A 21,081-nucleotide genomic window follows, 5' to 3' on the forward strand; every position below is an offset into this window, starting at 1 on the left:
GGAATCCGCCGGGAATGCGTGCAGGAGGGCCACATGGGGCGCACACAGTCTTCCGAAAGCCCCGTTACGGTGGCGGCGCTCACCCGCGCCCGTCGACCCAGGAAGACCGCGAATGGACTACTGCTCCGCCTGCCGTCGGCATCTGAACGGCGCCCTGGTCTGCCCCGGTTGCGGCGCCTGCGCCGCACCGGACCTGGCCCCGATGCCGGTCCGCCCGAGCACGTACGCCGTCCGGCGCCCCGGTGAGGAGGACGCGCCCTCGGCCGCGTCCCGGCACGGCAGGTCGGTGCCCCCGCCGACCGTCCCGCGCCCGCAGCAGCACCCGGCCGGGGTGCCCGCGGGTGCCGGTCGCGCAGCCCGGCGCCGTGAGCAGACCCGCTGGCGGAAGACCCGCCGCCGTGCCGTCCTGGCGACCGCCGTGGCACTGGTCGGCGGCGGACTGACGTTCGCCGCGCTGAACCACCAGCCGACCGACCGCACCCGGACCACGGCGGCGCAGGGCGAGCGCCCGATGGGCGGTACGGGTCCGGAGGCCACGGCCGGGCTCCCGGTACCGACGGCGGCACCGACCTACGGTTCGGCCACCCCGAGCGGCGCGCCGCACACAGGTGCCGAGCACACCGGCCCCTCCGCGCCCCGCTCGAAGGCCCCCACCGCACCGGGCACCGCTTCCCCGGAGCCGTCCGAGTCCTCCCAGCGGTCCGGGTCGCCCCGGCAGTCCCCCTCCGTCCTCCCGCACGCCCGCTCGCTGCTGCCTCTCCCCCACAGCACCGCGCCCGTGCCGGACTCCGCCACCCCTGCCTCCCCCGCCTCTCCCCTGGCCCCGACGGAGCAGTCCCCCACCCCCACGCGGAGCACCTCCACCCCCACCCCCGACACCACGACGGAGTCCCCCAGCTCCACCCCGCCCACGACGGCCCCGGAGCACCAGTCCCCCTCCCCCACCGCACCCCCGACCCGGTCGGCCTCGCCCTCCGCCTCGCCCTCCTCCTCCCACCTCTGCCTGCTGGTCCTCTGCCTGAACTGACAGCCCGACCAGTACATGGACCGGCTCACGGCGACCCGGTCACACGGCCGAGCCCAGCTCACCCAGCGCGCCCAGCTCCTCCGCCGACAGCCGCAGCGCACCCGCGGCCACGTTCTGCGCGAGGTGACCGAGGTCGCCGGTGCCGGGGATGGCCAGGACATGCGGCCCGCGCCGCAAGGTCCACGCCAGCCGGATCTGGGCGGCGCTCACCCCTCGGGCGCGGGCGACCGCCTCCACGGCGCCTTCGCCATCCGCCAGGGCGTCCACCGGAGCGCCCGCCGTACGCCCGCTGCCCGCGATCGAGTAGAACGGCACGAACGCGATCCCCCGCTCGCCGCAGATCCGCAGCATCTCCTCCTGCTCGGCCGACGCCCCGATGCCGTACATGTTCTGCACGCACACCACCGGCGCGATGGCCTGAGCCTCCGCGAGCTGATGGGGCTTGATGTTGGACAGCCCGAGGTGGCGGACGAGCCCGGCGTCGCGCAGTTCGGCGAGGGCTCCGAAGCGTTCGGCGATCGAGTCGGAGCCGACGATGCGCAGGTTGACCACGTCGAGGTGGTCGCGGCCCAGCTGGCGCAGGTTCTCCTCGACCTGGCCGCGCAGTTGCCCGGGGGTGGCGTGGGGCAGCCACTCGCCCGAGGGGTCGCGGCCGGGGCCGACCTTGGTGACGATGACGAGGTCGTCCGGGTAGGGCGCGAGGGCGCGGTTGATCAGCTCGTTGGCGGAGGTGAGCGGCGAGAAGTAGAACGCGGCGGTGTCGAGGTGGTTCACGCCCAGCTCGACCGCGCGGCGCAGTACCGCGATCGCCTGGTCGGGGTCGCGCGGGACGGCGTCGGGTATCAGTGCCTCGCCGTGCTGGGGCAGGCGCATCGTGCCGAAGCCGAGCCGGTTGACCGTGCGGTCGCCGAGTGTCCAGGTGCCCGCAGCAGCGGCGGTGATCATCGTTGACGTCATGGCGGGATGATCGGCGCACGCTACCCTGACGGGCCATTGATTAAGGCATGGCTGAATCCTGCGGGGGGTGATGGTCGTGGCGGAGCTGACGTTCTCGGCGGACGACCTGGCACAAGTACGGTTCGCCGTCTCGCCGATGTGGGAAGTAGTCCCCAGCTTCCGGCTGTTGACGTCGAACACCGCGCACCCCGTCCATCGCCCCTGGATCGAGCAGGCGCGCCCCCGCGTGCTGGCCGCCGGACTGGACCGGGGCTGGCTGGCCGAGCTGATCGGCCCCTCCGGCTACGTCCCCGACTTCCTCACCCCGGCCCCCACCGGCCCCGCCCCCGCAGCGGCGGCGGAGTGGGCCACGATCATCGCCGCATCCCCCGACCGCGTACGCCACGACCTGGACCACCTGGCCCGCCACCAGGGCGGCCACCTCGGCCCGCGCCTGTCGAGCCTGCACGCCGACCCGTCCGCACGCCTCGCCAAGGTCACGCGGGAGATCGAGACGTACTGGGAGCTGGCGCTCGCCCCCTACTGGGGCCGGATCAGGGCCGTACTGGACGCCGACGTCTTCCACCGGGCCCGTACGGTCGCCGAGCACGGCACGGGCCGCCTCTTCAACGACTTGCACGAGAGCATCAGTTGGGACGCCGACACGCTCAACCTGGTCCACCGGAAACGGATCATGCCCCGGCACAGCACCGGCACGGGCCTGCTGCTGATCCCCTCCGCCTTCACCGGCCCCGGTCTCCGCACCCAGGTCAGCCCGCCGGACCCGCCCCAACTCGCCTACCCGGCACGCGGAACAGGCACCCTGTGGGAGACGCAGCCGACCACCGGCACCCACGCCCTGATCCCCGTTCTCGGCCGCTCCCGGACCCTGCTGCTGACCGAGCTGGAGTCGCCCGCCTCCACCACCGAGCTGGCCCACCGCACCGGGCTCTCCCCGGCCGGGGTGTCGCAGAACCTCACCGCGTTGCGCGACGCGGGGCTGGTCAGCGCTCACCGGGCCGGACGGTCCGTCCTCTACGCCCGCACCGGGGCCGCCGAGTCCCTCCTCGACGCGGCGTCCCTCACTTGTTCCACGTCTCGTCGTAGGGGTCGGCGGGAGGAGGCACCGGCCGGGCCGACGTGACCCGCAGATACGGGATCAGGCCGTTGTTGACCGGGTCGCGCGTCACCCGGGGCGCGTACACCCCCGTCACCTCCAGCCACGCGTCCGGCCGTAGCACCGGCGGGAGTTGGCCCGTCAGGCCGACCTTGACCGGCTGGGCGTCGGCGGCGCAGCAGTTGAGGGCCATGCGGACCAGGTAGGGCGTGCCGTTGGCGTCCAGGGCGAGGAAGCCGGTGACGCGGACGGTGCGGCCGCGCAGGGTGTGGCCGTAGGCGGCGCGGGAGGCGTAGTCGACCACGCTCAGCCGGACGGGGTCCGAGGCGGGCAACGGGTCGAGACCGTACGGGGGTTGGAGTGCGGTACCGGTGCGGACCGCGCTGTAGGAGCCGAGGGCGGGCGGGGCGATCAGGATGAGGGCGAGGACGGGCAGGACGAGGAGCCACGCCACCCGGGGCTCGGGATGCCCCCCACGGGTCCGCTTCCGCTCGTACCAGGCCGTCGCCAGCGCGGTCACCACGAGGACCACTCCCGCCGCCAGCACCAGTGGCCGCAAGCCCGACTTGACGTACCGGAGGTACAGATCGGTCGTCCCCGCGTGCAGCAGGGCCCCGCCGAGCAGGAACATCACGGCGGCCTGCGCCTGGCGGTTCACAGCAGCACCGCCCCGGTGACCAGCGCGCCCGTGACGGCCAGCGCGAAGGTGGCCGGGGCGAAGCGCAGGGCGAAACCGCGGCCGAAGGTGCCCGCCTGCATGGCGAACAGCTTGAGGTCGATCATCGGGCCCACCACCAGGAACACCAGCTTGGCCGTCGGGGAGAAGTCGGTCAGCGAGGCGGCGACGAACGCGTCCGCCTCCGAGCAGATGGACAGCACCACGGCGAGCACGGCGAGTGCGAGGACGGCGAGGAACGGGTTGCCCGCGGCCGTGCGCAGCCACTCCGCCGGGGCGACCGCCTTCAGGGTGGCGGCGGCCATCGCGCCGACCACCAGGAAGCCGCCCGCGTGCATGGTGTCGTGGCGGACGGAGTTCCAGAAGGTCTCCGTCTTCGTGTCGCCCTCGTGCGCGCCGTGCGCGGGCGGGCGCAGCCAGTCGGCGCGGCCGAGCCGCTGCCACAGCCAGCCCATCGCGCAGGCGACGAGCAGGCTGGCGGCGAACCGGGCGACGACCATCTCCGGGTCGTTCGGGAAGGCGACGGCCGTGGCGGTGAGCACGATCGGGTTGATCGCGGGCGCGGACAGCAGGAACGCCAGCGCGGCCGCCGGGGTCACGCCCCGCCGCACCAGCGCGCCCGCGACCGGCACCGACGCGCACTCGCACCCCGGCAGCACCGCGCCCGCCAGCCCCGCGACCGGGACGGCGAGCGCGGGCCTGCTCGGCAGGGCGCGGGCGAAGAAGGCGGGCGGGACGAACACGGCGATGGCGGCGGAGAGCAGCACCCCGAGGACCAGGAAGGGCAGCGCCTGCACGGTCACGGCGACGAACACCGTGGTCCAGCTCTGCATCACCGGGGCGCCGAGCGCTCCCCGGATCGGCGCCTGGGCGAGGACGGCGAGGAGCAGCAGGAGGGTGAGGACGAGGGGGGAGCTGAGCCGGACGCCCCCGGATCGTTCGCGGGGCGGCTCGGTACCCGGCGGGGCGTCTTCGGTGATGGCCACGGGTGGAGACCTCCGGCTGGGTGCGGCTGCCAGGGCGTACGCGGCCGCGGATGGGGCCGTTCAGGTGATCACTGGAACCGGCTGCCTTCTTGGGGCAGTCTTTTCCCTCGTGGCGAACAGCGTTCCGTATCAGGGCGGTTCAGGTGGCGCGGCGGCGCCGATGGTGGTGTGCGGGGACGACGGTCTCGCGCACCGGCTGTCCGCCGAGCTGCGCGGAGTCTACGGCGAGCAGGTCGTGCTCGTCGTGCCGCCGAACGCGCGCACCGCGCGGCGGCCGGTGGTCGGGCGGCCCCGGTCGGCTCCGGCGGCGCTCTTCGACCGGGTGGTGTCGGTGGCGGTCGGCCGGGGCGGCCCGGTGCCGGGCGGTGAACCCGCCGCGGTGGCCCACCGCCGGGGCGGGGAACGGGTGCTGGAGACCGAGTTCCTGACCGAGCAGGTGCTCGCCGAGGCCGGGGTGGAGCGGGCGGCCGCGCTGGCGCTGGTCTACGAGGACGACGAGACCAACATCCGTGCCGCGCTCACCGCCCGGCGCCTCAACCCGCGCCTGCGGCTCGTACTGCGGCTGTACAACCGTCGGCTGGGGCAGCACATCGAGGAACTCCTGGATCAGGCAGCTGTGTTGGTGGGCGAGGACGACGAGGCGGTCCGGGACGCGACCACCTCCGTGCTGTCCGACGCGGACACCGCCGCACCCGCGCTCGCGGCGACCGCCGTGGCCGGTACCGGCAAGGTGATCCAGGCGGAGGGGCTGCTGCTGCGGGCGGTGGAACGGGTCTCGCCGTCGCCCGGCGTGCCCGCGCCGCGCGGCCTGTGCACGCTGGCGCTGCTGTCCGCCGAAGGCAGCGACGAGGGCCCGGTGCTGCTGCCCGACGACGAGGAGGTCAGGCGGGCGGGCGGCCGGTCCACGGTGCTGCTGGAGCGGTTCTCGGCGACGGAGGGAGCGGTGCCGGGGAACGGGCTCGGCGTGGGTGGCGTACCGCCCCTCTCCTCCCTGTTCTCCAAGCAGTTGAGGTGGTCGCTGGCCGTCCTGGCGGGCTGTGTGATCGCGCTCGCGGTCGCCCTGTCGATCGTGACCGGCATCCACCCCGTCAAAGCCTTCTACCTGACCCTGCTGGACCTCTTCGCCATCGACGATCCCGCGCTGGGCGAGCCGTTGGGCCGCAAGATCCTCCAACTCCTCTCCGGACTGGTCGGGTTGCTGCTGCTTCCGGTGTTGCTGGCCGCCGTGCTGGAGGGACTCGGCACCTTCCGTACGCAGTCCGCGCTGCGGAAGCCGCCACGCGGGCTCGGCGGTCATGTCGTCCTGCTGGGGCTGGGGAAGATCGGTACGCGGGTGCTGATCCGGCTGCGGGAGCTGCACATCCCGGTGGTGTGCGTGGAGGGCAACCCGGAGGCGCGCGGGCTCGCGGTGGCGCGGCGACTGCGGGTGCCGGTGGTGATCGGGGACGTCACGCAGGAGGGCGTACTGGAGGCGGCCAAGATCCACCGGGCGCACGCCCTGCTCGCGGTGACCAGCGCGGACACCACCAACCTGGAGGCCGTCCTGTACGCGCGCGGGGTCCGCCCCGACCTGCGTGCCGTACTGCGCCTGTACGACGACGACTTCGCCACCGCCGTGTACCGCACCCTGCGCGTCGCGCACCCGCTGGCCACGACCCGCAGCCGCAGCGTCTCGTACCTGTCGGCGCCCGCCTTCGCCGGGGCGATGCTGGGCCGCAGGGTGCTGGGCGCGGTCCCGGTGGAGCGGCGGGTGCTGCTGTTCGCGTCCGTGGACGTCGCCGACCGCCCCCAGTTGGAGGGCCGGACCCTGGCGGCCGCGTTCGCACCCGGTGTCTGGCGCGCCCTCGCGGTGGAGGGTGAGGCCGACTCCCCACCCGACCGTCTCCTCACGAAGGACGACCGGGTGGTGATCGCGGCGACCCGCCGGGGTCTGGCGGAACTCGGCTGAGCCGTCCTGCTCCTCCGACCCCCCCGTGCCCCCGTCCTACTGCTCCGCGCCCCCGAGGTGCCGCCGGGCGAAGTCCATCTCGAGCCGGACCTGCTTGATCCGCTCGTCCACCACCAGCGAGCCGTGGCCCGCGTCGTAGCGGTAGACCTCGTGGGGGGCGCCCCGGTCGTTCAGCCGGGTGACGTAGTTGTCGATCTGGCGGATGGGGCAGCGGGGGTCGTTGACCCCGGCCGAGATGTAGACGGGGGCCTTGACCTCGTCGACGTAGGTCAGCGGGGAGGACGCGGCGAAGCGGTCCGGGACCTCCTCCGGGGTGCCGCCGAGGAGGGTGCGGTCCATGGCCTTCAGCGCCTCCATCTCGTCGTGGTACGCGGTGACGTAGTCCGCGACCGGCACCACGGCGATGCCCACCGTCCACGCCTCCGGCTGGGTGCCGATGCCGAGGAGGGTGAGGTAGCCGCCCCAGGAGCCGCCGGTGAGGACGAGGCGCTCGGGGTCGGCGAGCCCGGAGGAGACGGCCCACTCGCGCACCGCGGCCACGTCCTCCAGCTCGATCAGGCCGACCCGGTGCTTCAGGGCGTCGGTCCAGGCGCGCCCGTACCCGGTCGAGCCGCGGTAGTTGACGCGGACCACGGCGTACCCCTGGTCCACCCAGGCCGCCGGGCCCGCCGCGAAGGAGTCGCTGTCGTGCCAGGTGGGGCCGCCGTGCAGGTCGAACACGGTCGGGAGCGGGCCGGTGGCTCCGGCGGGCTTCTGGACGAGGGCGTGGATACGGCCGCCGGGGCCGTCCACCCAGACGTCCTCCACCGCGACCGAGGCCGGGCTCTTCAGGCCGGGCGGGTCGAGCACGACGTCACCGCTGGTGGAGCGGACCACCGGCGGCTCGGCGGCCGAGGACCACAGGTACTCCACGCTGCCGTCCGGGCGGGCGGTCGCCCCGGAGACAGTGCCGGGCGGGGTGGGGATACGGTCCAGCTCGCGGGTGGCGAGGTCGTAGCGGAACAGCTCGCTGCGGGCCTCGAAACCGTGCGCGATCAGCAGGGCGGTGCCGTCCGGGTACCACTCGGCGGCCACGTCGCCGGGCAGGTCCAGCGGGAGGTCCGTCTCCGCGCCGCTCGCCACGTCCCACACCAGGGGCTCCCAGCGGCCCCGGCGCTGGTGGCCGATGAGGAGGCGGGTGTCGCCGTCGACGGGGGCGAAGCCCAGTACCTCCAGGCCCAGTTCCTCGGTGCCGCCGCGGGTGTCGTCCAGGTCGGCGACGGCGGTGCCGTCCGGGCGCAGCACGCGCAGGGCGCTGTGCATGGCGTCGCCGTGCTCGGTGTGCTCGACGGCGATCAGCGTGCCGTCGTGCGAGAGGTCGCCGACGCCCGCGGACTCGCGGTGCCGGTAGATCTCCACCGGCGCCTCACCGGCGCGGGCGAGGTGGATCGTCGTACCGTCCTCGTCGGTGGACCGGCCGACCACGGCCGTCCGGCCGTCCCGGCCGAGGGCGAGCCCGGCCGGGTAGGAGGGCGCGAGGCCCGGTACGGCCGTCTCGTCGGGGCCGCCCCCGAAGGGCTGGCGGCGCCAGACCCCGAACTCGTCGCCGTCCTTGTCGTCGAACCACCAGATCCACGTCCCGTCCGGCGTCAGCACGCCGTCCGTGGTGCCGTTCGGCCGGTCCGTCGCCTGCCGCTGCGCACCGCTCGCGCGGTCCCACGCGTACAGCTCGTAGGTGCCGGTCGCGTTCGACACGAACAGCGAGCGGTCGGGCGCGTCCTCGGCCCAGTCGGGCAGCGAGACCCGCGGCGCGCGGAACCGCTTCTCCCAGTCGGGCATCTCCACAGCTTCGTCAGCTTTGTCCATGCCCCTAGGATCACCCGTCCGACGCCTTAGGGGACAGCCCTGAGCTGGGCAATGAGGTTCCGGTAGGTGGCGAAGGCGGGTTTGGGCGTGTAGTCGTCGCGGAGCAGCCCGAAGTGGTGGAAGAGGCCGGGCCCGTGGCTGTCGGCGTCGCGCAGGGAGAAGAACGCGTAGGTGTTGACGCGGAGTTGGTCCGCGAGGGCGGCGATCGTACGGACGACGGTGTCCAGGGTGGCGGCCTGGCGGTCCTCGGGGCGGCCGGGGCCGGTCGGCCAGCCGTTCTCGCAGACGCGGAGCGGGACGGTGCCGGGGATTCCGGCCTTCGGCAGGTGCGTGTCGCGGAAGGAGCGCAGTACGGCGGTGACCGCCCCGGCCAGCTTCTCGGCGGGCAGCGGGCGGAACACGTCGGGGAAGAAGTCGACGCCGACGTAGTCCAGGCTCGCCCGGAACTCGTCGTCGGCCAGCGCCGCCAGGTCGGACCAGAAGGTGTCGGCCGGGTCGAAGACCGGTACGGCGTTGAAGCCGACCGCGACCGCATGCCCCAGGTCCCGCGCCTCCCGCTTGGCGGCCACGACACCCCGCACCAGGGCGTCCAGGACACCGGGCACGCTGCCGTCCAGGGAAGGCAGCCGCACATTGGGTTCCTCGCAGATCTGGACCGACGCCAGCCGGGGCCCGTACGCCCGGACCTGTTCGCGGACGAACTCCGTCCAGCCGTCCAGCGCCCCGGTCGGCTCCCGGAACTGGAGGACGAGGTCGAGCCGCCGCCCCCGCCCGAGGTACTGCTCCGGGTCGGCCGGGGTGGGCGGCGGCGGGGACACGGTGGCGGCGAAGGACCGGTAGGCGCGGACGGTGAGCGTCGGCGCGTCGCCCTGGAGCGCGTCCAGCGCGGCGGTCACGCGCCCGGGATCGTCCGGTGAGACCGGCTGGACGATTCCCTCCTCGTCCCCCAGCAGCCCGCCCGGATAGATGCCGAAGGTCAATCCCATGGCCACCCCTCACCCGATCTGGCGTCACCCTATTTTTGGTGTCGCCACAATTTTGGGGTGACGCTACCATGAGCCCGTGGGGCTACGAGAGACGAAGAAGCGGCAGACCCGTACGGCCATCGCCGACGCGGCACTGGAACTGTTCCTGGAGCACGGCTTCGACCGGGTCACCGTGGCGGAGGTGGCCCGGCACACGGGCGTCTCCACCAACACGGTGTTCAACTACTTCCCGGCCAAGGAGGACCTGTTCTTCGACCGCGAGGCCGAGGTGGAACAGCGCCTGGCAACCCTGGTGCGCGGCCGCCCCGCCACCGCCTGTCCGGTCGAGACGGTCCGCGACGACCTGCTGTCGGCCCTCGCCCGCGACGAGCCCACCCTCGGCCTGCGCCCCGGCGCCGACCGGTTCTGGCGGGTCGTGCTGGACAGCCCCGCCCTGCGCGCCCGCGAGCGGGAGATCGGTGAGCACGCCGAGGCCGCCCTCGCCGCCGCCCTCGCGGACCACCCGCCGCTCACGCCGTACGGCCCCCCGCTGCCCGGCCTCCTCGCGGGCGCGCTGGCCGGGACCTACCGGGCGGTGCTGCGGGAGATCCGGGACCGGATGCTGTCCGGCGAGGACCCCGCCCAGGTCAGGGGCGCCGTCACCCCCGAGGCGGTCCGTGCCTTCGACGCCCTCTGCCGGGGTCTGCATCCCGTACCGGGCTGACACGCCGGGCCCGGCGTGAAGGTGATAAAGGGGGCGCCGTACCTTTGGGGGGTGTACCGGTTTCTGCTGACACCCCGCTGGTGGGGCATCAACGTCTTCGTGCTGCTCGCCATCCCGTTCTGCGTGTTCATGGGGTCATGGCAGCTCAGCCGGTTCGAGGGGCGGGTGCAGGACCATCGCGCCGCCACCGAGCAGGCGGCGGACTCCCGCCACGAGACGGCGGTGCCGCTCGCGGAGATGCTGCCCGTCGACAAGGCCACCTCGGGGCGGCGGGTCGCGGTCAGCGGCGAGTACGGCAGGCAGCTGCTGGCCCCCGGCCGCGAGCTGGACGGGAAGACCGGCTTCTACGTCGTGACCCTGCTGCGCACCTCCACCGGCGAGTCCCTCCCCGTGGTCCGGGGCTGGCTGCCCGGTACCGCCGACGCGGCGAAGGCGCCCAGGCCCCCGGCCGGGAAGGTCACCGTCACCGGCGCGCTCCAGGCCCCCGAGTCGCCGGGCAGCAACGGCGTCCCCATGGGCGGCGGACTGCCCACCGGTCAGACCGGCGCGATCAGCCCGGCCTCCCTGGTGAACCTGGTGCCGGACCGGCTGTACGCGGCCTGGGTCACGCTCGACCGGGGCAACGCCGGGATGAAGGCGGTGCCCGCGACCGCGCCCGTCGGGACCGGGCTGGACCTGAAGGCGTTCCAGAACCTCGGCTACACCGGCGAGTGGTTCGTCTTCGCCGGGTTCGTGGTCTTCATGTGGTTCCGGCTGCTGCGCCGCGAGGCCGAGGCCGCGCGCGACGCCGAGCTGGGCCTCGTACCGGACGGTGCCGACGTCCCGGAGGACGCCGGCACACCGAGCACCGTCTGAACCGCTATCCCTCGGACTGCATCCCGGAGTAGTACACCGTCCCCGCGCAGGCACCCGACACCACGGCCGAGGCGGCCGGGCCGCCCGCCGCCGCGCTGTACGTGACCTGCACGCTGCCGTCCGCCGGACCGTCGGCCGTGAGCAGCTGCGGGGCCGCGCCGACCGTGCCGCCGGTGTCCGTGGCGGCGGTCGTGCCCGGGTCCTGGGTGGGCGACGGGTCGGGCGAGGGGCCCTCGGTGGGCGGCGGGCCGCCGGTGGTGGTGCCGCCGCCGCCCGGTGCCGGGCAGGTCTCGGAGGGCACGAAGGCGAACTTCTCCGTGTAGGCGCCGCCCGGCTGGAGCACCAGCGCGGACACCGTCACCGATGGGTCGGGCAGTCCGCCGGCCCCGTCGCCGGACACATGGGCGGCGACGCTCAGCTTGGCCTGGTCGGCCGCGCCGAGGGCGGCCGCGCCGACCTGGCCCGTACCGGCGACCGTGCAGGGGGTGCCGGAGACGTTGGCGACGCGGAAGCTGCCGTAGACCGCGCCGCCCGCGTCGGGGCCGCCCGCGCTGCCGGTGACGCCCAGCTGGGCCGGGGTGCAGACGGCGGTGCCGGAGGCGAGGCTCGCCGAGGGGGCCGCGGCGCCGGACGCACCGGACTCGCCGCCGTCCTTCTTGCCGGGCTCGGCCTTCTCGTCGCTGTCCTTGCCGGTGCCCGGGGTGCCGCCCGCGGTGCCGCGGGTGTCACCGGTGGCACTGTCGGACGTCCTGCCCTTGCCCTCGGTGCCCTGCGTCAGCTCGGACTGTCCGGCCATCGCGGTGTTGGGGTCGGTGCCGCCCGCGTTGGAGACATGGACCAGGGCGGGGATCGCCGTGCCGAGCAGCAGGGCGGCCGCCGCCATCCCGACCGCCGCGTGCCGCTTACGGGCCCGCCGCGCGGGAACGGCCCGCCGCAGATGCTCCAGCGAGCCGGTGCGGGGCTCCATGTCGTCGACGGCGGAGTGCAGCAGCCGCCGCAGCGCCTGCTCGTCCGTCCCGAGACCGTCGTCCAGCCCGTCGGCCTCGATCCCCCGGCCGCCACGGCCCGCGCGCTCACCGCCGGACGGAGCGCCGCCGAGCGCCAACAGCCTTTCGAATCCGTCGAGTTCTAGCGGACGGGTCGAGTCCTGGGCGGCCGGCTCGTCCGGCGCGCCCTCGGCGACCTCGTCCTCGCGGGCCTCGGCCTCGCGGGCCTCGGCCTCCTCGCCCCGCTCCTCGTCGAGACGGGCGGGCTCTTCCTTGCGGGGGCCGTCGTTCACAGTTTCGTTCCCAGCGTGCGTCGGCTTGTCGTGTCGGTCGGCCCCCGTGGCTGACTCGGCGTGCTCGCTCATGTCGGGGCTCCCATGGACACCCGCAGCGCGGCGATGCCCCGTGAGCCGTACGCCTTCACCGAGCCCAGCGAGAGGCCCAGCGTCTCGGCGACCTGGGCCTCCGTCATGTCCGCGAAGTAGCGCAGCACCAGCACCTCGCGCTGGCGGCGCTGAAGACCCTTCATGGCCTTGATGAGAGAGTCCCGCTCCAGCAGGTCGTACGCCCCCTCCTCCGCGCTCGCCATGTCCGGCATCGGCTTGGAGAGCAGCTTCAGGCCGATGATGCGGCGGCGCAGCGCGGACCGGGAGAGGTTGACGACCGTCTGGCGCAGGTAGGCCAGGGTCTTGTCCTTGTCCCGGACGCGTTTGCGTGCCGAGTGAACGCGGATGAACGCCTCCTGCACGACATCCTCGCAAGAAGCGGTGTCGTCCAGGAGCAGCGCGGCGAGACCGAGCAGCGAGCGGTAGTGCGCCCGGTAGGTCTCGGTGAGATGGTCGACGGTCGTACCGGCGGCCGCGTCACCCGCGGTGTCGTCGGCGCCGTCACGCTGGCCGGGTATGCGGGTGGATCGCGCCGCGGGCATCGGCGCGATCACCGGCATGCCGCCGGGCACACGCGGACGGAGGGCCGCACGGGGCGGCCGGAGCGCCGCCGCGCCACGGACTGCTGGGGGTACGCCCGGCTCGAAGAGAACCGGTGCGAGTTCGAGTACCTCTGCCACGCCAGTTGGACACACGTACCCCCGAGAGGGTTGTACGTGCCGGGCGTCACAGTGCTGCCGACCGACAGTTCCTCAAGTGCCGCCATGCGTCCCGCTCTTCCCCTACGCCTAGTTGAAAGGGCGTCACCACGCCCCACCGCGACGCCCCGCGCCCGGAATCCGTGTCCCGCCGCACCAGGGTGAGGGCAAAGACGCGCCCCGTACTCGCGCGGTTGCGGAGGACCGGGAGGGAAATCCTCTGTCGTGATCAGGGCTGGTTACAAGTGGTTTGGACCATGGTTCCGGCCACATTCCCCAGGAGACTTTCATGAACCTCACAGGGTTCTCACGCCATTTCGGTGGCCACCAGCTCGGCGATCTGGGCGGTGTTGAGCGCGGCGCCCTTGCGCAGGTTGTCGCCGCAGACGAAGAGTTCGAGCGCCGTCGGGTCGTCCAGCGCCCGGCGCACCCGGCCCACCCAGGTGGGATCGGTGCCCACGACGTCGGCCGGGGTGGGGTACTCCCCGGCGGCCGGGTCGTCGCAGAGGACGACTCCGGGGGCGGTGGCGAGGATCTCGCGGGCGCCGCCGACGGTGACCTCGCCCTGGAAGCGGGCGTGGACGGTGAGGGAGTGGGTGGTGACGACCGGGACCCGTACGCAGGTCACGGCGACCGGCAGGGCGGGCAGGCCGAGGATCTTGCGGGTCTCGTCGCGGACCTTCATCTCCTCCGAGGACCAGCCGTCCTCGCGCAACGACCCGGCCCACGGCACCACGTTGAGCGCGACGGGCTCCGGGAACGGCCCGGTCAGCTCGCCGACCGCACGGCGTACGTCACCGGGCGCGCTGCCCAGGTCGGTGCCCGCGACCAGGGACAGCTGGGCGCGCAGCGTCTCGATCCCGGCCCGCCCGGCCCCGCTGACCGCCTGGTACGAGGAGACGACCAGCTCGCGCAGCCCGAACTCGGCGTGCAGCGCGCCGAGCGCGACGATCATCGACAGGGTCGTGCAGTTGGGGTTGGCGACGATCCCGCGCGGCCGGGTCCGCACCATGTGCGGGTTGACCTCGGGGACGACGAGCGGCACCTCGGGGTCCATCCGGAAGGCGCCGGAGTTGTCGACGACGACCGCGCCGCGCGCGACGGCGACCGGCGCCCACCGGTCGGCGACCTCGTCGGGCACGTCGAACATGGCGACGTCGACGCCGTCGAAGACGTCCTCGGTGAGGGCGGCGACCTCGACCTCCTCGCCGCGCACGGCCAGCTTGCGGCCGGCCGAGCGCGGGGAGGCGATCAGACGGATCTCGCCCCAGATGTCCGCCCGTTGGGACAGGATCTGGAGCATCACCGCTCCTACGGCTCCGGTCGCCCCCACGACCGCCAGTGTCGGGCGACCGGTGCGCGCCATCAGCGGCCCGTGCCTCCGTAGACGACGGCCTCGTCGGTGTCGGAGTCGAGCCCGAAGGCGGTGTGCACGGCGCGGACGGCCTCGGGGACCTCGTCGGCGCGGGTGACGACCGAGATACGGATCTCGGAGGTCGAGATCAGCTCGATGTTGACGCCCGCGTCGCTGAGCGCCTCGAAGAAGGCGGCCGTGACACCCGGGTTGGTCTTCATCCCGGCGCCGACCAGGGAGATCTTGCCGATCTGGTCGTCGTAGCGCAGGGAGTCGAAGCCGATGCCGGCGCGGTTGCGCTCCAGGGCGTCGATGGCCTTGCGGCCCTCGGTCTTCGGCAGGGTGAAGGAGATGTCGGTCAGGCCGGTGGAGGCCGCCGACACGTTCTGCACGACCATGTCGAGGTTGATCTGCGCGTCGGCGATGGTCCGGAAGATGGCCGCGGCCTCGCCCGGCTTGTCCGGCACGCCGACGACGGTGATCTTGGCCTCGGAGGTGTCGTGCGCGACACCGGAGATGATGGCCTGCTCCACCTGCTGTTCCCCTTGCTCGATCGGCTCGCTGCTGACCCACGTGCCGCGCAGCCCGCTGAAGGAGGAGCGCACGTGGATCGGGATGTTGTACCGGCGGGCGTACTCCACGCAGCGGTGGAGCAGCACCTTGGAGCCGGACGCGGCCAGCTCCAGCATGTCCTCGAAGGAGATCCAGTCGATCTTCCGGGCCTTCTTCACCACGCGCGGGTCGGCGGTGAACACGCCGTCCACGTCGGTGTAGATCTCGCAGACCTCGGCGTCGAGCGCGGCGGCGAGCGCGACGGCGGTGGTGTCGGAGCCGCCGCGGCCCAGCGTGGTGATGTCCTTCTTGTCCTGGCTCACACCCTGGAAACCGGCGACGATGGCGATGTTGCCCTCGTCCAGCGCGGTGCGGATGCGGCCCGGCGTGACGTCGATGATGCGGGCTTTGTTGTGGACCGAGTCGGTGATGACACCTGCCTGGCTGCCCGTGAACGACTGGGCCTCGTGGCCCAGCTTTTTGATCGCCATCGCCAGCAGGGCCATGGAGATACGCTCTCCGGCGGTCAGCAGCATGTCGAATTCACGTCCGGCAGGCATCGGAGAAACCTGCTCGGCGAGATCGATCAGCTCGTCCGTCGTGTCGCCCATCGCGGAGACCACGACAACCACCTGGTTGCCGTTCTTCTTGGCTTCCACGATCCGCTTGGCGACGCGCTTGATGCCCTCGGCATCGGCTACGGAGGAGCCTCCGTACTTCTGCACGACAAGGCCCACGTGCGCTCCTCGCTCGGTTCGTTTGTGTCGGCTCAGTCTATCGAGCGTCCGAAATCCACCATCGCGCTCCCGCATGGTGAGACGCCGTCCGCCCGGTCCCGAACCTGCCCAGCGGTACGTGCGTCACGCGGAAAGTGCCCCGCGTCACAGCACGTACGAGCCGGTCAGCGCACCTGGCGGATGCCGAGCGGGGTGCCGATCTCCTCGGCCATGACACGGCCCGCCTCCAGCTCCAGCGCCTCGTCGCCGAGGTCCTGGTCGGTGTCGAGGCCGTCCAGTTCCTCCAGGGGCTGGTTGAGGCGGACGTGGATCAGCACGGACTGCAGGGCGCGCAGCACGGCGGAGGCGGTGGGGCCCCAGTTGGAGAAGTAGGAGAACTGCCACCACCACATGGCCTCGGCGGTGCGGCCCGCGCGGTAGTGGACCATGCCGTGCCGCAGGTCGGTGATGACGTCCGCGAGGTCGTCGGAGATCCGGGCGGCGACCGGCGCGGTGCGGGGCGCGTAGGGGTCGAAGACCTCGGAGTAGACGTCGACCGGGTCCAGCAGCCGGGCCAGGTTCTCGCGCAGGCCGTCCGCGTCGATCTCGGGGCCGGGGTCGGGCTCGTAGCGCTCGTCGGGGACGAAGTCCTCGTGGGCGCCGAGGCGGCCCCCGGCCAGCAGCAGCTGGGAGACCTCCAGCAGCAGGAAAGGCACGGTGGAACCCGGCTCGTCGCCCTTGGCGACCTCGGTGACGGCGACCAGGAAGCTCTCCACCTGGTCGGCGATCTGGACCGCGAAGTCGTCCGGGTTCTGCGACGTGGCGTGCAGCGTGGCGTCAGACATCTAGGAGTCGTCTCCCCTCGAAGGCGCGGCCGAGGGTGACCTCGTCCGCGTATTCCAGGTCCCCGCCGACCGGGAGGCCGCTGGCCAGGCGGGTGACCTTCAGACCCATGGGCTTGATCATGCGGGCGAGGTACGTCGCCGTGGCCTCGCCTTCGAGATTGGGATCGGTGGCGAGGATCAGCTCGGTGACGGCGCCGTCGGCGAGCCGGGCCAGGAGTTCCCTGATCCGCAGGTCGTCCGGGCCGACGCCCTCGATGGGGCTGATGGCACCGCCCAGGACGTGGTACTTGCCCCGGAACTCACGGGTGCGCTCGATGGCCACGACGTCCTTGGGCTCCTCGACCACGCAGATGACCGAGGGGTCGCGCCGCGGGTCGCGGCAGATGTTGCACAGCTCTTCCTGCGCCACGTTGCCGCAGGCCGCGCAGAAGCGGACCTTGGCCTTGACCTCCAGCAGGGCGTGCGCGAGCCGTTTGACGTCGGTCGGCTCGGCCTGCAGGACGTGGAAGGCGATCCGCTGCGCGCTCTTGGGACCGACGCCGGGGAGCCGCCCCAGCTCGTCGATGAGGTCCTGGACCACGCCTTCGTACAACGGACTGCCTTTCCTTCAAGACCTTGCGGTACGTACGGTAGTTGCCCCGGCGTCAGAAAGGCAGACCGGGGATGCCGCCGCCGCCGAGTCCCTCGGCCAGCGGGCCGAGCTTCTGCTGCTGGAGGGCCTGCGCGTTCTCGTTCGCCGCCTGCACGGCCGCGACGACGAGGTCCGCGAGGGTCTCGGTGTCCTCGGGGTCGACGGCCTTCGGGTCGATCTTCAGCGCGCGCAGGTCGCCGGAGCCGGTCACGGTCGCCTTGACGAGACCGCCGCCCGCCTGGCCCTCGACCTCCGTGTTCGCCAGCTCCTCTTGGGCCTGCTGGAGGTCCTGCTGCATCTTCTGGGCCTGCTGGAGCAACTGCTGCATGTTGGGCTGGCCGCCACCGGGAATCACGGGGTTCTCCTGTCTTTCTTGGCTCTCGCGCACCGCTTCTCTGCTCGGCACGAGCCTACGTGGTCCGGGCGGCCCTCGCCCTGCCACTCTTTCGGGTGAGATCGCCTCCGGCCCCCTACCTGATCACGCCCCTCTTCCGGGCGTACCACCCCGCGAACGGGGCCCTCCGCCACCCGTTGGGCGGTAGGAAGGACACTTCGCGCCGCCACGGGGTGTGATGGCCGCGCGATCGGTGTTCATGTTCAGTAGGGAGTGCCGGGTGGGTCAGCCGGAGCAGCAACCCGACCGTCCGCCGCAGGAGGGCCGCGACGGGGCCTCGGGCACTCCTCTTCCCCGTGACCTGGACGTGAGCGGGGCACGGCCGGACGACCGGGACACGGGTGTGCCGGTCGCGGACGAGTCTGGGCCGCTTTCCGGTGATCTGGTGGGGCGGGCGTTGCCGCTGGGGGACTGGGGGGAGCCCGCGGAGCGGCTGGACGAGCTGTACCGGTGGGTGGAGCGGGGTGCGCTGCGCACGGCGGACTGGTATCTCGCGGACCGCGTGTGGCGCCGCCGGGCGGCACGTGCCCTGCGGGGCGGTACGGCGGCGGGGGTGGTGGTCGGGGCGGCGCTGCCCCTGCTGGACGCGACCGGCGCGGTGTCGGGGTGCGCGCCCTGGGGCTATCTGGCGCTACTGCTGGGGGCGGCGTGCGCGGGCGCGGACCGGTGTTTCGGGCTGACCTCGGGCTGGATGCGGGACCTGGCCACCGCCCAGGCGGTCCAACGGCGGTTGCAGGCGCTCCAGTTCGACTGGGCGTCGGAGAGCGCGCGTGAGGTGCTGGGTCCTGCGGAGGGCACGGCGGGGGAGGCGGCGGAACGGTGCCTGGCCGTCCTGCGCCGCTTCTCGGAGGACGTGACGGAGCTGGTCCGTGCGGAGACGGCGGACTGGATGCGGGAGTTCCGCGGCGGCCGTCCGCCGCTGACGCCGTCGGCTCCGCCGTCCCGGCCCGCCGACCCCGCCCCCGTCTCCCGCTACCTCTCCCCGCCGCCGGGCGCCCGCCCCAACATGCCCCGCCAACGGCCGCCGGACCCTCGTTAGCGGCTCAGCTCGGGCGTAGGTCGACTTTCCCCTGCGCCGACCCGGCTGTACGTCACGGCCGCCGCCCCGGTCGCCGCTGTTCGTCTCAGGTGGCCGTCCGGGGCGAGGGTGAGGGTGGTGGGGGTGCCCGGGGCGCAGGAGGAGAGGGGGGCTCCGGAGGTCACCGTGGCGGCGGTGAGCCGTAGCGTGCCCTCGGTGTCCGGCTTGCGGGCCAGGGTCGCGGCGAAGACGCAGTGCTGGTCGGCCCCGTCCGCGACCAGGGTGAGCACGCGCTCGCCGACCCGCCCCTGGGTCAGGGTGAGCCGGTGCGTGCCCGCTCCGTCGAGACGGGCTTCCCACCTGCCGAGGTAGCGCTCCGGAACGTCCCCTCCGGCGGAGCCGGGCGCGACGGTCGCCGTGTCCGACACCCCGCCACCCCGTAACAACGTGTACAGGGTCCCCCCGGCGCCCAGGGCGACGATCAGCGCGACCACGACGAGCAGCCATGTCGAACGCCGGTCCCGCGCGTCCCCCTCCTCCTCGGCCCCGACCGGCTGCGGGTGCCCATGGGGCGCGACCGCCCACCCCCGCCCGTCCCCCACCGCGGCGTGCTCCCGCCCCTCGTCGACGCGACCCGCGTCCGCCGAGGGTGGTGAGGCGTCCCCGGCCGGAGCCCGAGCACCCGCCGACGGCGAGTCCGCCCCACCGGGGCCACCCGCACCCGGCGACGATGGCTGCACCGGTGGTGCGGGCGGGAACCCGGACCCGGCCGAAGGCCGGTTGCCCGCCCCGGAACCCGCACCCGCACCCGCCCCGAACACCCAGTCCCAGTCCTCCCCCGGCTCCAACTCCCGCATCCCACAACCGCCTTCCCCCGAAGCGCGCCAACGGCCCGAGGATAGTGCGGGCATACGGGACAGGGCCGCACCCCGCGAAACGCGTCCCCACTCACGACAACCTGTCGCGCATCCCGCCCCCGCCCACAACAGTCCGCCGATGTCGCGACGACGCCCCCACCCCCTACCCTCGGCCGCATGACGCCTCAGCCGAACCCGGAGCAGACCCCCACCCCCGACCCCGAGACCGGCGCCGCCGTGAAGGCAGCCGACCGGGCGCACGTGTTCCACTCCTGGTCCGCGCAGGACCTGATCGACCCGTTGGCCGTCGCGGGCGCGGAGGGCTCGTACTTCTGGGACTACGACGGCAAGCGGTACCTGGACTTCACCAGCGGGCTGGTGTTCACGAACATCGGCTACCAGCACCCGGAGGTCGTCGCCGCGATCCAGGAGCAGGCGGGGCGGATGACGACGTTCGCCCCGGCGTTCGCGGTGGAGGCGAGGTCGGAGGCGGCGCGGCTGATCGCGGAGCGCACCCCGGGCGACCTGGACAAGATCTTCTTCACCAACGCGGGCGCGGACGCGGTGGAGCACGCGACCCGCATGGCGCGCCTGCACACCGGCCGCCCGAAGGTGCTGTCGGCGTACCGCTCGTACCACGGCGGCACCCAGCAGGCGGTGAACCTCACCGGCGACCCCCGCCGCTGGCCGTCGGACAACGGCAGCGCGGGCGTGGTGCACTTCTGGGCGCCCTTCCTCTACCGCTCCCGCTTCTACGCGGAGACGGAGGAGCAGGAGTGCGCGCGGGCGCTGGAGCACCTGGAGACCACGATCGCCTTCGAGGGCCCCGGCACGATCGCGGCGGTCATCCTGGAGACGATTCCGGGCACGGCCGGGATCATGATCCCCCCGCCGGGTTACCTCGCCGGGGTCCGCGAGATCTGCGACCGGCACGGCATCGTGTTCATCCTGGACGAGGTGATGGCCGGGTTCGGCCGGACCGGCGAGTGGTTCGCGGCGGACCTCTCGGGGGTCGTCCCGGACCTGATGACCTTCGCCAAGGGCGTGAACTCGGGGTACGTCCCCCTAGGGGGTGTCGCCATCTCCGGCGCGATCGCGGAGACCTTCGCGAAGCGCCCGTACCCCGGCGGTCTGACGTACTCCGGGCACCCGCTGGCCTGCGCGGCGGCGGTCGCCACGATCAACGTCATGGCCCGCGAGGGCATCGTGGAGAACGCCAAGCGGCTCGGCGAGACGGTCCTCGGCCCGGCCCTGGCCGGTCTGGCCGAGCGTCACCCCAGCGTGGGCGAGGTGCGCGGTACGGGCATGTTCTGGGCGCTGGAGCTGGTGAAGGACCGCGAGACCCGCGAACCCCTGGTCCCCTACAACGCGGCCGGTGAGGCCAACGCCCCCATGGCCGCCTTCGCCGCCACCGCGAAGAAGAACGGCATCTGGCCCTTCGTGAACATGAACCGCACCCACGTGGTCCCGCCCTGCAACATCACCGAGCCCGAGCTGAAGGAGGGCCTGGCAGCACTGGACGCTGCGCTGGCCACGGCGGACGAGTACACGACGTCGAGCTGAGC

Annotated in this window: 20 protein-coding genes; 7 read left to right on the forward strand and 13 right to left on the reverse strand. The window is 73.3% G+C overall.

Features of this window, described 5'->3' with window-relative positions:
* Positions 1 to 112 precede the first annotated feature (112 nt).
* Positions 113 to 1,027, forward strand: a complete 915-nt coding sequence (locus ACIPPM_RS22445) for a hypothetical protein (protein WP_401450605.1) — start codon at positions 113 to 115, stop codon at positions 1,025 to 1,027.
* 39 nt (positions 1,028 to 1,066) lie between these two features.
* Here ACIPPM_RS22445 and ACIPPM_RS22450 read toward each other — a convergent pair whose 3' ends face one another.
* Positions 1,067 to 1,984: an aldo/keto reductase gene (locus ACIPPM_RS22450; protein ID WP_401450607.1), complete on the reverse strand. Its 918-nt coding sequence runs from the start codon at positions 1,982 to 1,984 to the stop codon at positions 1,067 to 1,069.
* Between the two features lie 70 nt (positions 1,985 to 2,054).
* Here ACIPPM_RS22450 and ACIPPM_RS22455 point away from each other — a divergent pair, with 70 nt between their 5' ends.
* Entirely contained in the window at positions 2,055 to 3,107 is a 1,053-nt protein-coding gene (locus ACIPPM_RS22455; protein WP_401451470.1) for a winged helix-turn-helix domain-containing protein, read from the forward strand.
* Here ACIPPM_RS22455 and ACIPPM_RS22460 read toward each other — a convergent pair.
* A complete protein-coding gene (locus ACIPPM_RS22460; RefSeq protein ID WP_401450609.1) occupies positions 3,046 to 3,738 on the reverse strand; it encodes a TIGR03943 family putative permease subunit in 693 nt (230 codons plus the stop codon). The two genes, ACIPPM_RS22455 and ACIPPM_RS22460, sit on opposite strands and share 62 nt — an antisense overlap.
* Positions 3,735 to 4,742, reverse strand: coding sequence for a permease (locus ACIPPM_RS22465; RefSeq protein ID WP_401450611.1), 1,008 nt, complete (start codon positions 4,740 to 4,742; stop codon positions 3,735 to 3,737). The genes ACIPPM_RS22460 and ACIPPM_RS22465 overlap by 4 nt, the downstream gene beginning before the upstream one ends.
* Positions 4,743 to 4,902: 160 nt before the next feature.
* Here ACIPPM_RS22465 and ACIPPM_RS22470 point away from each other — a divergent pair, with 160 nt between their 5' ends.
* Positions 4,903 to 6,690 carry an NAD-binding protein gene (locus ACIPPM_RS22470; RefSeq protein ID WP_401451473.1) on the forward strand — a complete coding sequence of 596 codons (1,788 nt, stop codon included), beginning with the start codon at positions 4,903 to 4,905 and terminating at the stop codon, positions 6,688 to 6,690.
* Positions 6,691 to 6,726: 36 nt separating this feature from the next.
* Here the strand turns inward: ACIPPM_RS22470 and ACIPPM_RS22475 are convergent, their stop codons facing one another.
* Entirely contained in the window at positions 6,727 to 8,535 is a 1,809-nt protein-coding gene (locus ACIPPM_RS22475; RefSeq protein ID WP_401450614.1) for a prolyl oligopeptidase family serine peptidase, read from the reverse strand.
* A 26-nt stretch (positions 8,536 to 8,561) separates the two neighbouring features.
* Positions 8,562 to 9,521, reverse strand: coding sequence for a hypothetical protein (locus tag ACIPPM_RS22480; protein ID WP_401450617.1), 960 nt, complete (start codon positions 9,519 to 9,521; stop codon positions 8,562 to 8,564).
* Between the two features lie 76 nt (positions 9,522 to 9,597).
* Between ACIPPM_RS22480 and ACIPPM_RS22485 the strand changes: the two genes are divergently transcribed.
* Together ACIPPM_RS22485 and ACIPPM_RS22490 are read left to right on the forward strand one after the other, a co-directional pair.
* Positions 9,598 to 10,224 (forward strand): TetR/AcrR family transcriptional regulator, encoded by a 627-nt coding sequence (locus tag ACIPPM_RS22485; protein WP_401450619.1) that lies wholly within the window; start codon positions 9,598 to 9,600, stop codon positions 10,222 to 10,224.
* Positions 10,225 to 10,275: 51 nt separating this feature from the next.
* Positions 10,276 to 11,079, forward strand: coding sequence for an SURF1 family protein (locus ACIPPM_RS22490; protein ID WP_401450622.1), 804 nt, complete (start codon positions 10,276 to 10,278; stop codon positions 11,077 to 11,079).
* 4 nt (positions 11,080 to 11,083) lie between these two features.
* On the opposite strand, the gene ACIPPM_RS22495 is transcribed toward ACIPPM_RS22490, so the two are convergent.
* The 7 genes from ACIPPM_RS22495 to ACIPPM_RS22525 all read right to left on the reverse strand — a co-directional run bounded on the left by ACIPPM_RS22495 (position 11,084) and on the right by ACIPPM_RS22525 (position 17,602).
* Positions 11,084 to 12,358, reverse strand: a complete 1,275-nt coding sequence (locus ACIPPM_RS22495) for a hypothetical protein (protein WP_401450625.1) — start codon at positions 12,356 to 12,358, stop codon at positions 11,084 to 11,086.
* Between the two features lie 68 nt (positions 12,359 to 12,426).
* On the reverse strand, positions 12,427 to 13,011 hold the full coding sequence (locus tag ACIPPM_RS22500; protein WP_401451476.1) for a SigE family RNA polymerase sigma factor: 585 nt from the start codon (positions 13,009 to 13,011) through the stop codon (positions 12,427 to 12,429).
* A 445-nt stretch (positions 13,012 to 13,456) separates the two neighbouring features.
* Positions 13,457 to 14,515: an aspartate-semialdehyde dehydrogenase gene (locus ACIPPM_RS22505; protein WP_401450628.1), complete on the reverse strand. Its 1,059-nt coding sequence runs from the start codon at positions 14,513 to 14,515 to the stop codon at positions 13,457 to 13,459.
* On the reverse strand, positions 14,515 to 15,792 hold the full coding sequence (locus ACIPPM_RS22510) for an aspartate kinase (protein WP_361665151.1): 1,278 nt from the start codon (positions 15,790 to 15,792) through the stop codon (positions 14,515 to 14,517). The genes ACIPPM_RS22505 and ACIPPM_RS22510 overlap by 1 nt, the downstream gene beginning before the upstream one ends.
* Before the next feature lie 164 nt (positions 15,793 to 15,956).
* Positions 15,957 to 16,616 (reverse strand): DUF5063 domain-containing protein, encoded by a 660-nt coding sequence (locus ACIPPM_RS22515; protein ID WP_401450631.1) that lies wholly within the window; start codon positions 16,614 to 16,616, stop codon positions 15,957 to 15,959.
* Entirely contained in the window at positions 16,609 to 17,208 is a 600-nt protein-coding gene (recR, locus tag ACIPPM_RS22520; RefSeq protein ID WP_389004105.1) for a recombination mediator RecR, read from the reverse strand. The genes ACIPPM_RS22515 and recR overlap by 8 nt, the downstream gene beginning before the upstream one ends.
* Before the next feature lie 52 nt (positions 17,209 to 17,260).
* Positions 17,261 to 17,602, reverse strand: coding sequence for a YbaB/EbfC family nucleoid-associated protein (locus tag ACIPPM_RS22525; protein ID WP_164187785.1), 342 nt, complete (start codon positions 17,600 to 17,602; stop codon positions 17,261 to 17,263).
* 259 nt (positions 17,603 to 17,861) lie between these two features.
* Between ACIPPM_RS22525 and ACIPPM_RS22530 the strand changes: the two genes are divergently transcribed.
* Entirely contained in the window at positions 17,862 to 18,680 is an 819-nt protein-coding gene (locus ACIPPM_RS22530; protein WP_401450635.1) for an SLATT domain-containing protein, read from the forward strand.
* Here the strand turns inward: ACIPPM_RS22530 and ACIPPM_RS22535 are convergent.
* The gene (locus tag ACIPPM_RS22535; RefSeq protein ID WP_401450638.1) at positions 18,677 to 19,261 is read right to left on the reverse strand and encodes a hypothetical protein; all 585 of its coding nucleotides are present in this window, start codon (positions 19,259 to 19,261) and stop codon (positions 18,677 to 18,679) included. The two genes, ACIPPM_RS22530 and ACIPPM_RS22535, sit on opposite strands and share 4 nt — an antisense overlap.
* Before the next feature lie 432 nt (positions 19,262 to 19,693).
* Between ACIPPM_RS22535 and ACIPPM_RS22540 the strand changes: the two genes are divergently transcribed.
* A complete protein-coding gene (locus tag ACIPPM_RS22540) occupies positions 19,694 to 21,079 on the forward strand; it encodes an aspartate aminotransferase family protein (protein ID WP_401450641.1) in 1,386 nt (461 codons plus the stop codon).
* Positions 21,080 to 21,081: the final 2 nt, after the last annotated feature.

The organism is Streptomyces sp. NPDC090119, assembly GCF_044747085.1.
Lineage (GTDB): Bacteria > Actinomycetota > Actinomycetes > Streptomycetales > Streptomycetaceae > Streptomyces.

What these genes read in the sequence shown, in the direction of transcription:
- ACIPPM_RS22445 (WP_401450605.1), top strand. Translation starts at nt 113, where the DNA reads ATGGACTACTGCTCCGCCTGCCGTCGGCATCTGAACGGCGCCCTGGTC.
- ACIPPM_RS22450 (WP_401450607.1), bottom strand. Translation starts at nt 1,984, where the DNA reads ATGACGTCAACGATGATCACCGCCGCTGCTGCGGGCACCTGGACACTC.
- ACIPPM_RS22455 (WP_401451470.1), top strand. Translation starts at nt 2,055, where the DNA reads ATGGTCGTGGCGGAGCTGACGTTCTCGGCGGACGACCTGGCACAAGTA.
- ACIPPM_RS22470 (WP_401451473.1), top strand. Translation starts at nt 4,903, where the DNA reads ATGGTGGTGTGCGGGGACGACGGTCTCGCGCACCGGCTGTCCGCCGAG.
- ACIPPM_RS22475 (WP_401450614.1), bottom strand. Translation starts at nt 8,535, where the DNA reads ATGGACAAAGCTGACGAAGCTGTGGAGATGCCCGACTGGGAGAAGCGG.
- ACIPPM_RS22480 (WP_401450617.1), bottom strand. Translation starts at nt 9,521, where the DNA reads ATGGGATTGACCTTCGGCATCTATCCGGGCGGGCTGCTGGGGGACGAG.
- ACIPPM_RS22500 (WP_401451476.1), bottom strand. Translation starts at nt 13,011, where the DNA reads ATGCCGGTGATCGCGCCGATGCCCGCGGCGCGATCCACCCGCATACCC.
- ACIPPM_RS22505 (WP_401450628.1), bottom strand. Translation starts at nt 14,515, where the DNA reads ATGGCGCGCACCGGTCGCCCGACACTGGCGGTCGTGGGGGCGACCGGA.
- ACIPPM_RS22515 (WP_401450631.1), bottom strand. Translation starts at nt 16,616, where the DNA reads ATGTCTGACGCCACGCTGCACGCCACGTCGCAGAACCCGGACGACTTC.
- ACIPPM_RS22540 (WP_401450641.1), top strand. Translation starts at nt 19,694, where the DNA reads ATGACGCCTCAGCCGAACCCGGAGCAGACCCCCACCCCCGACCCCGAG.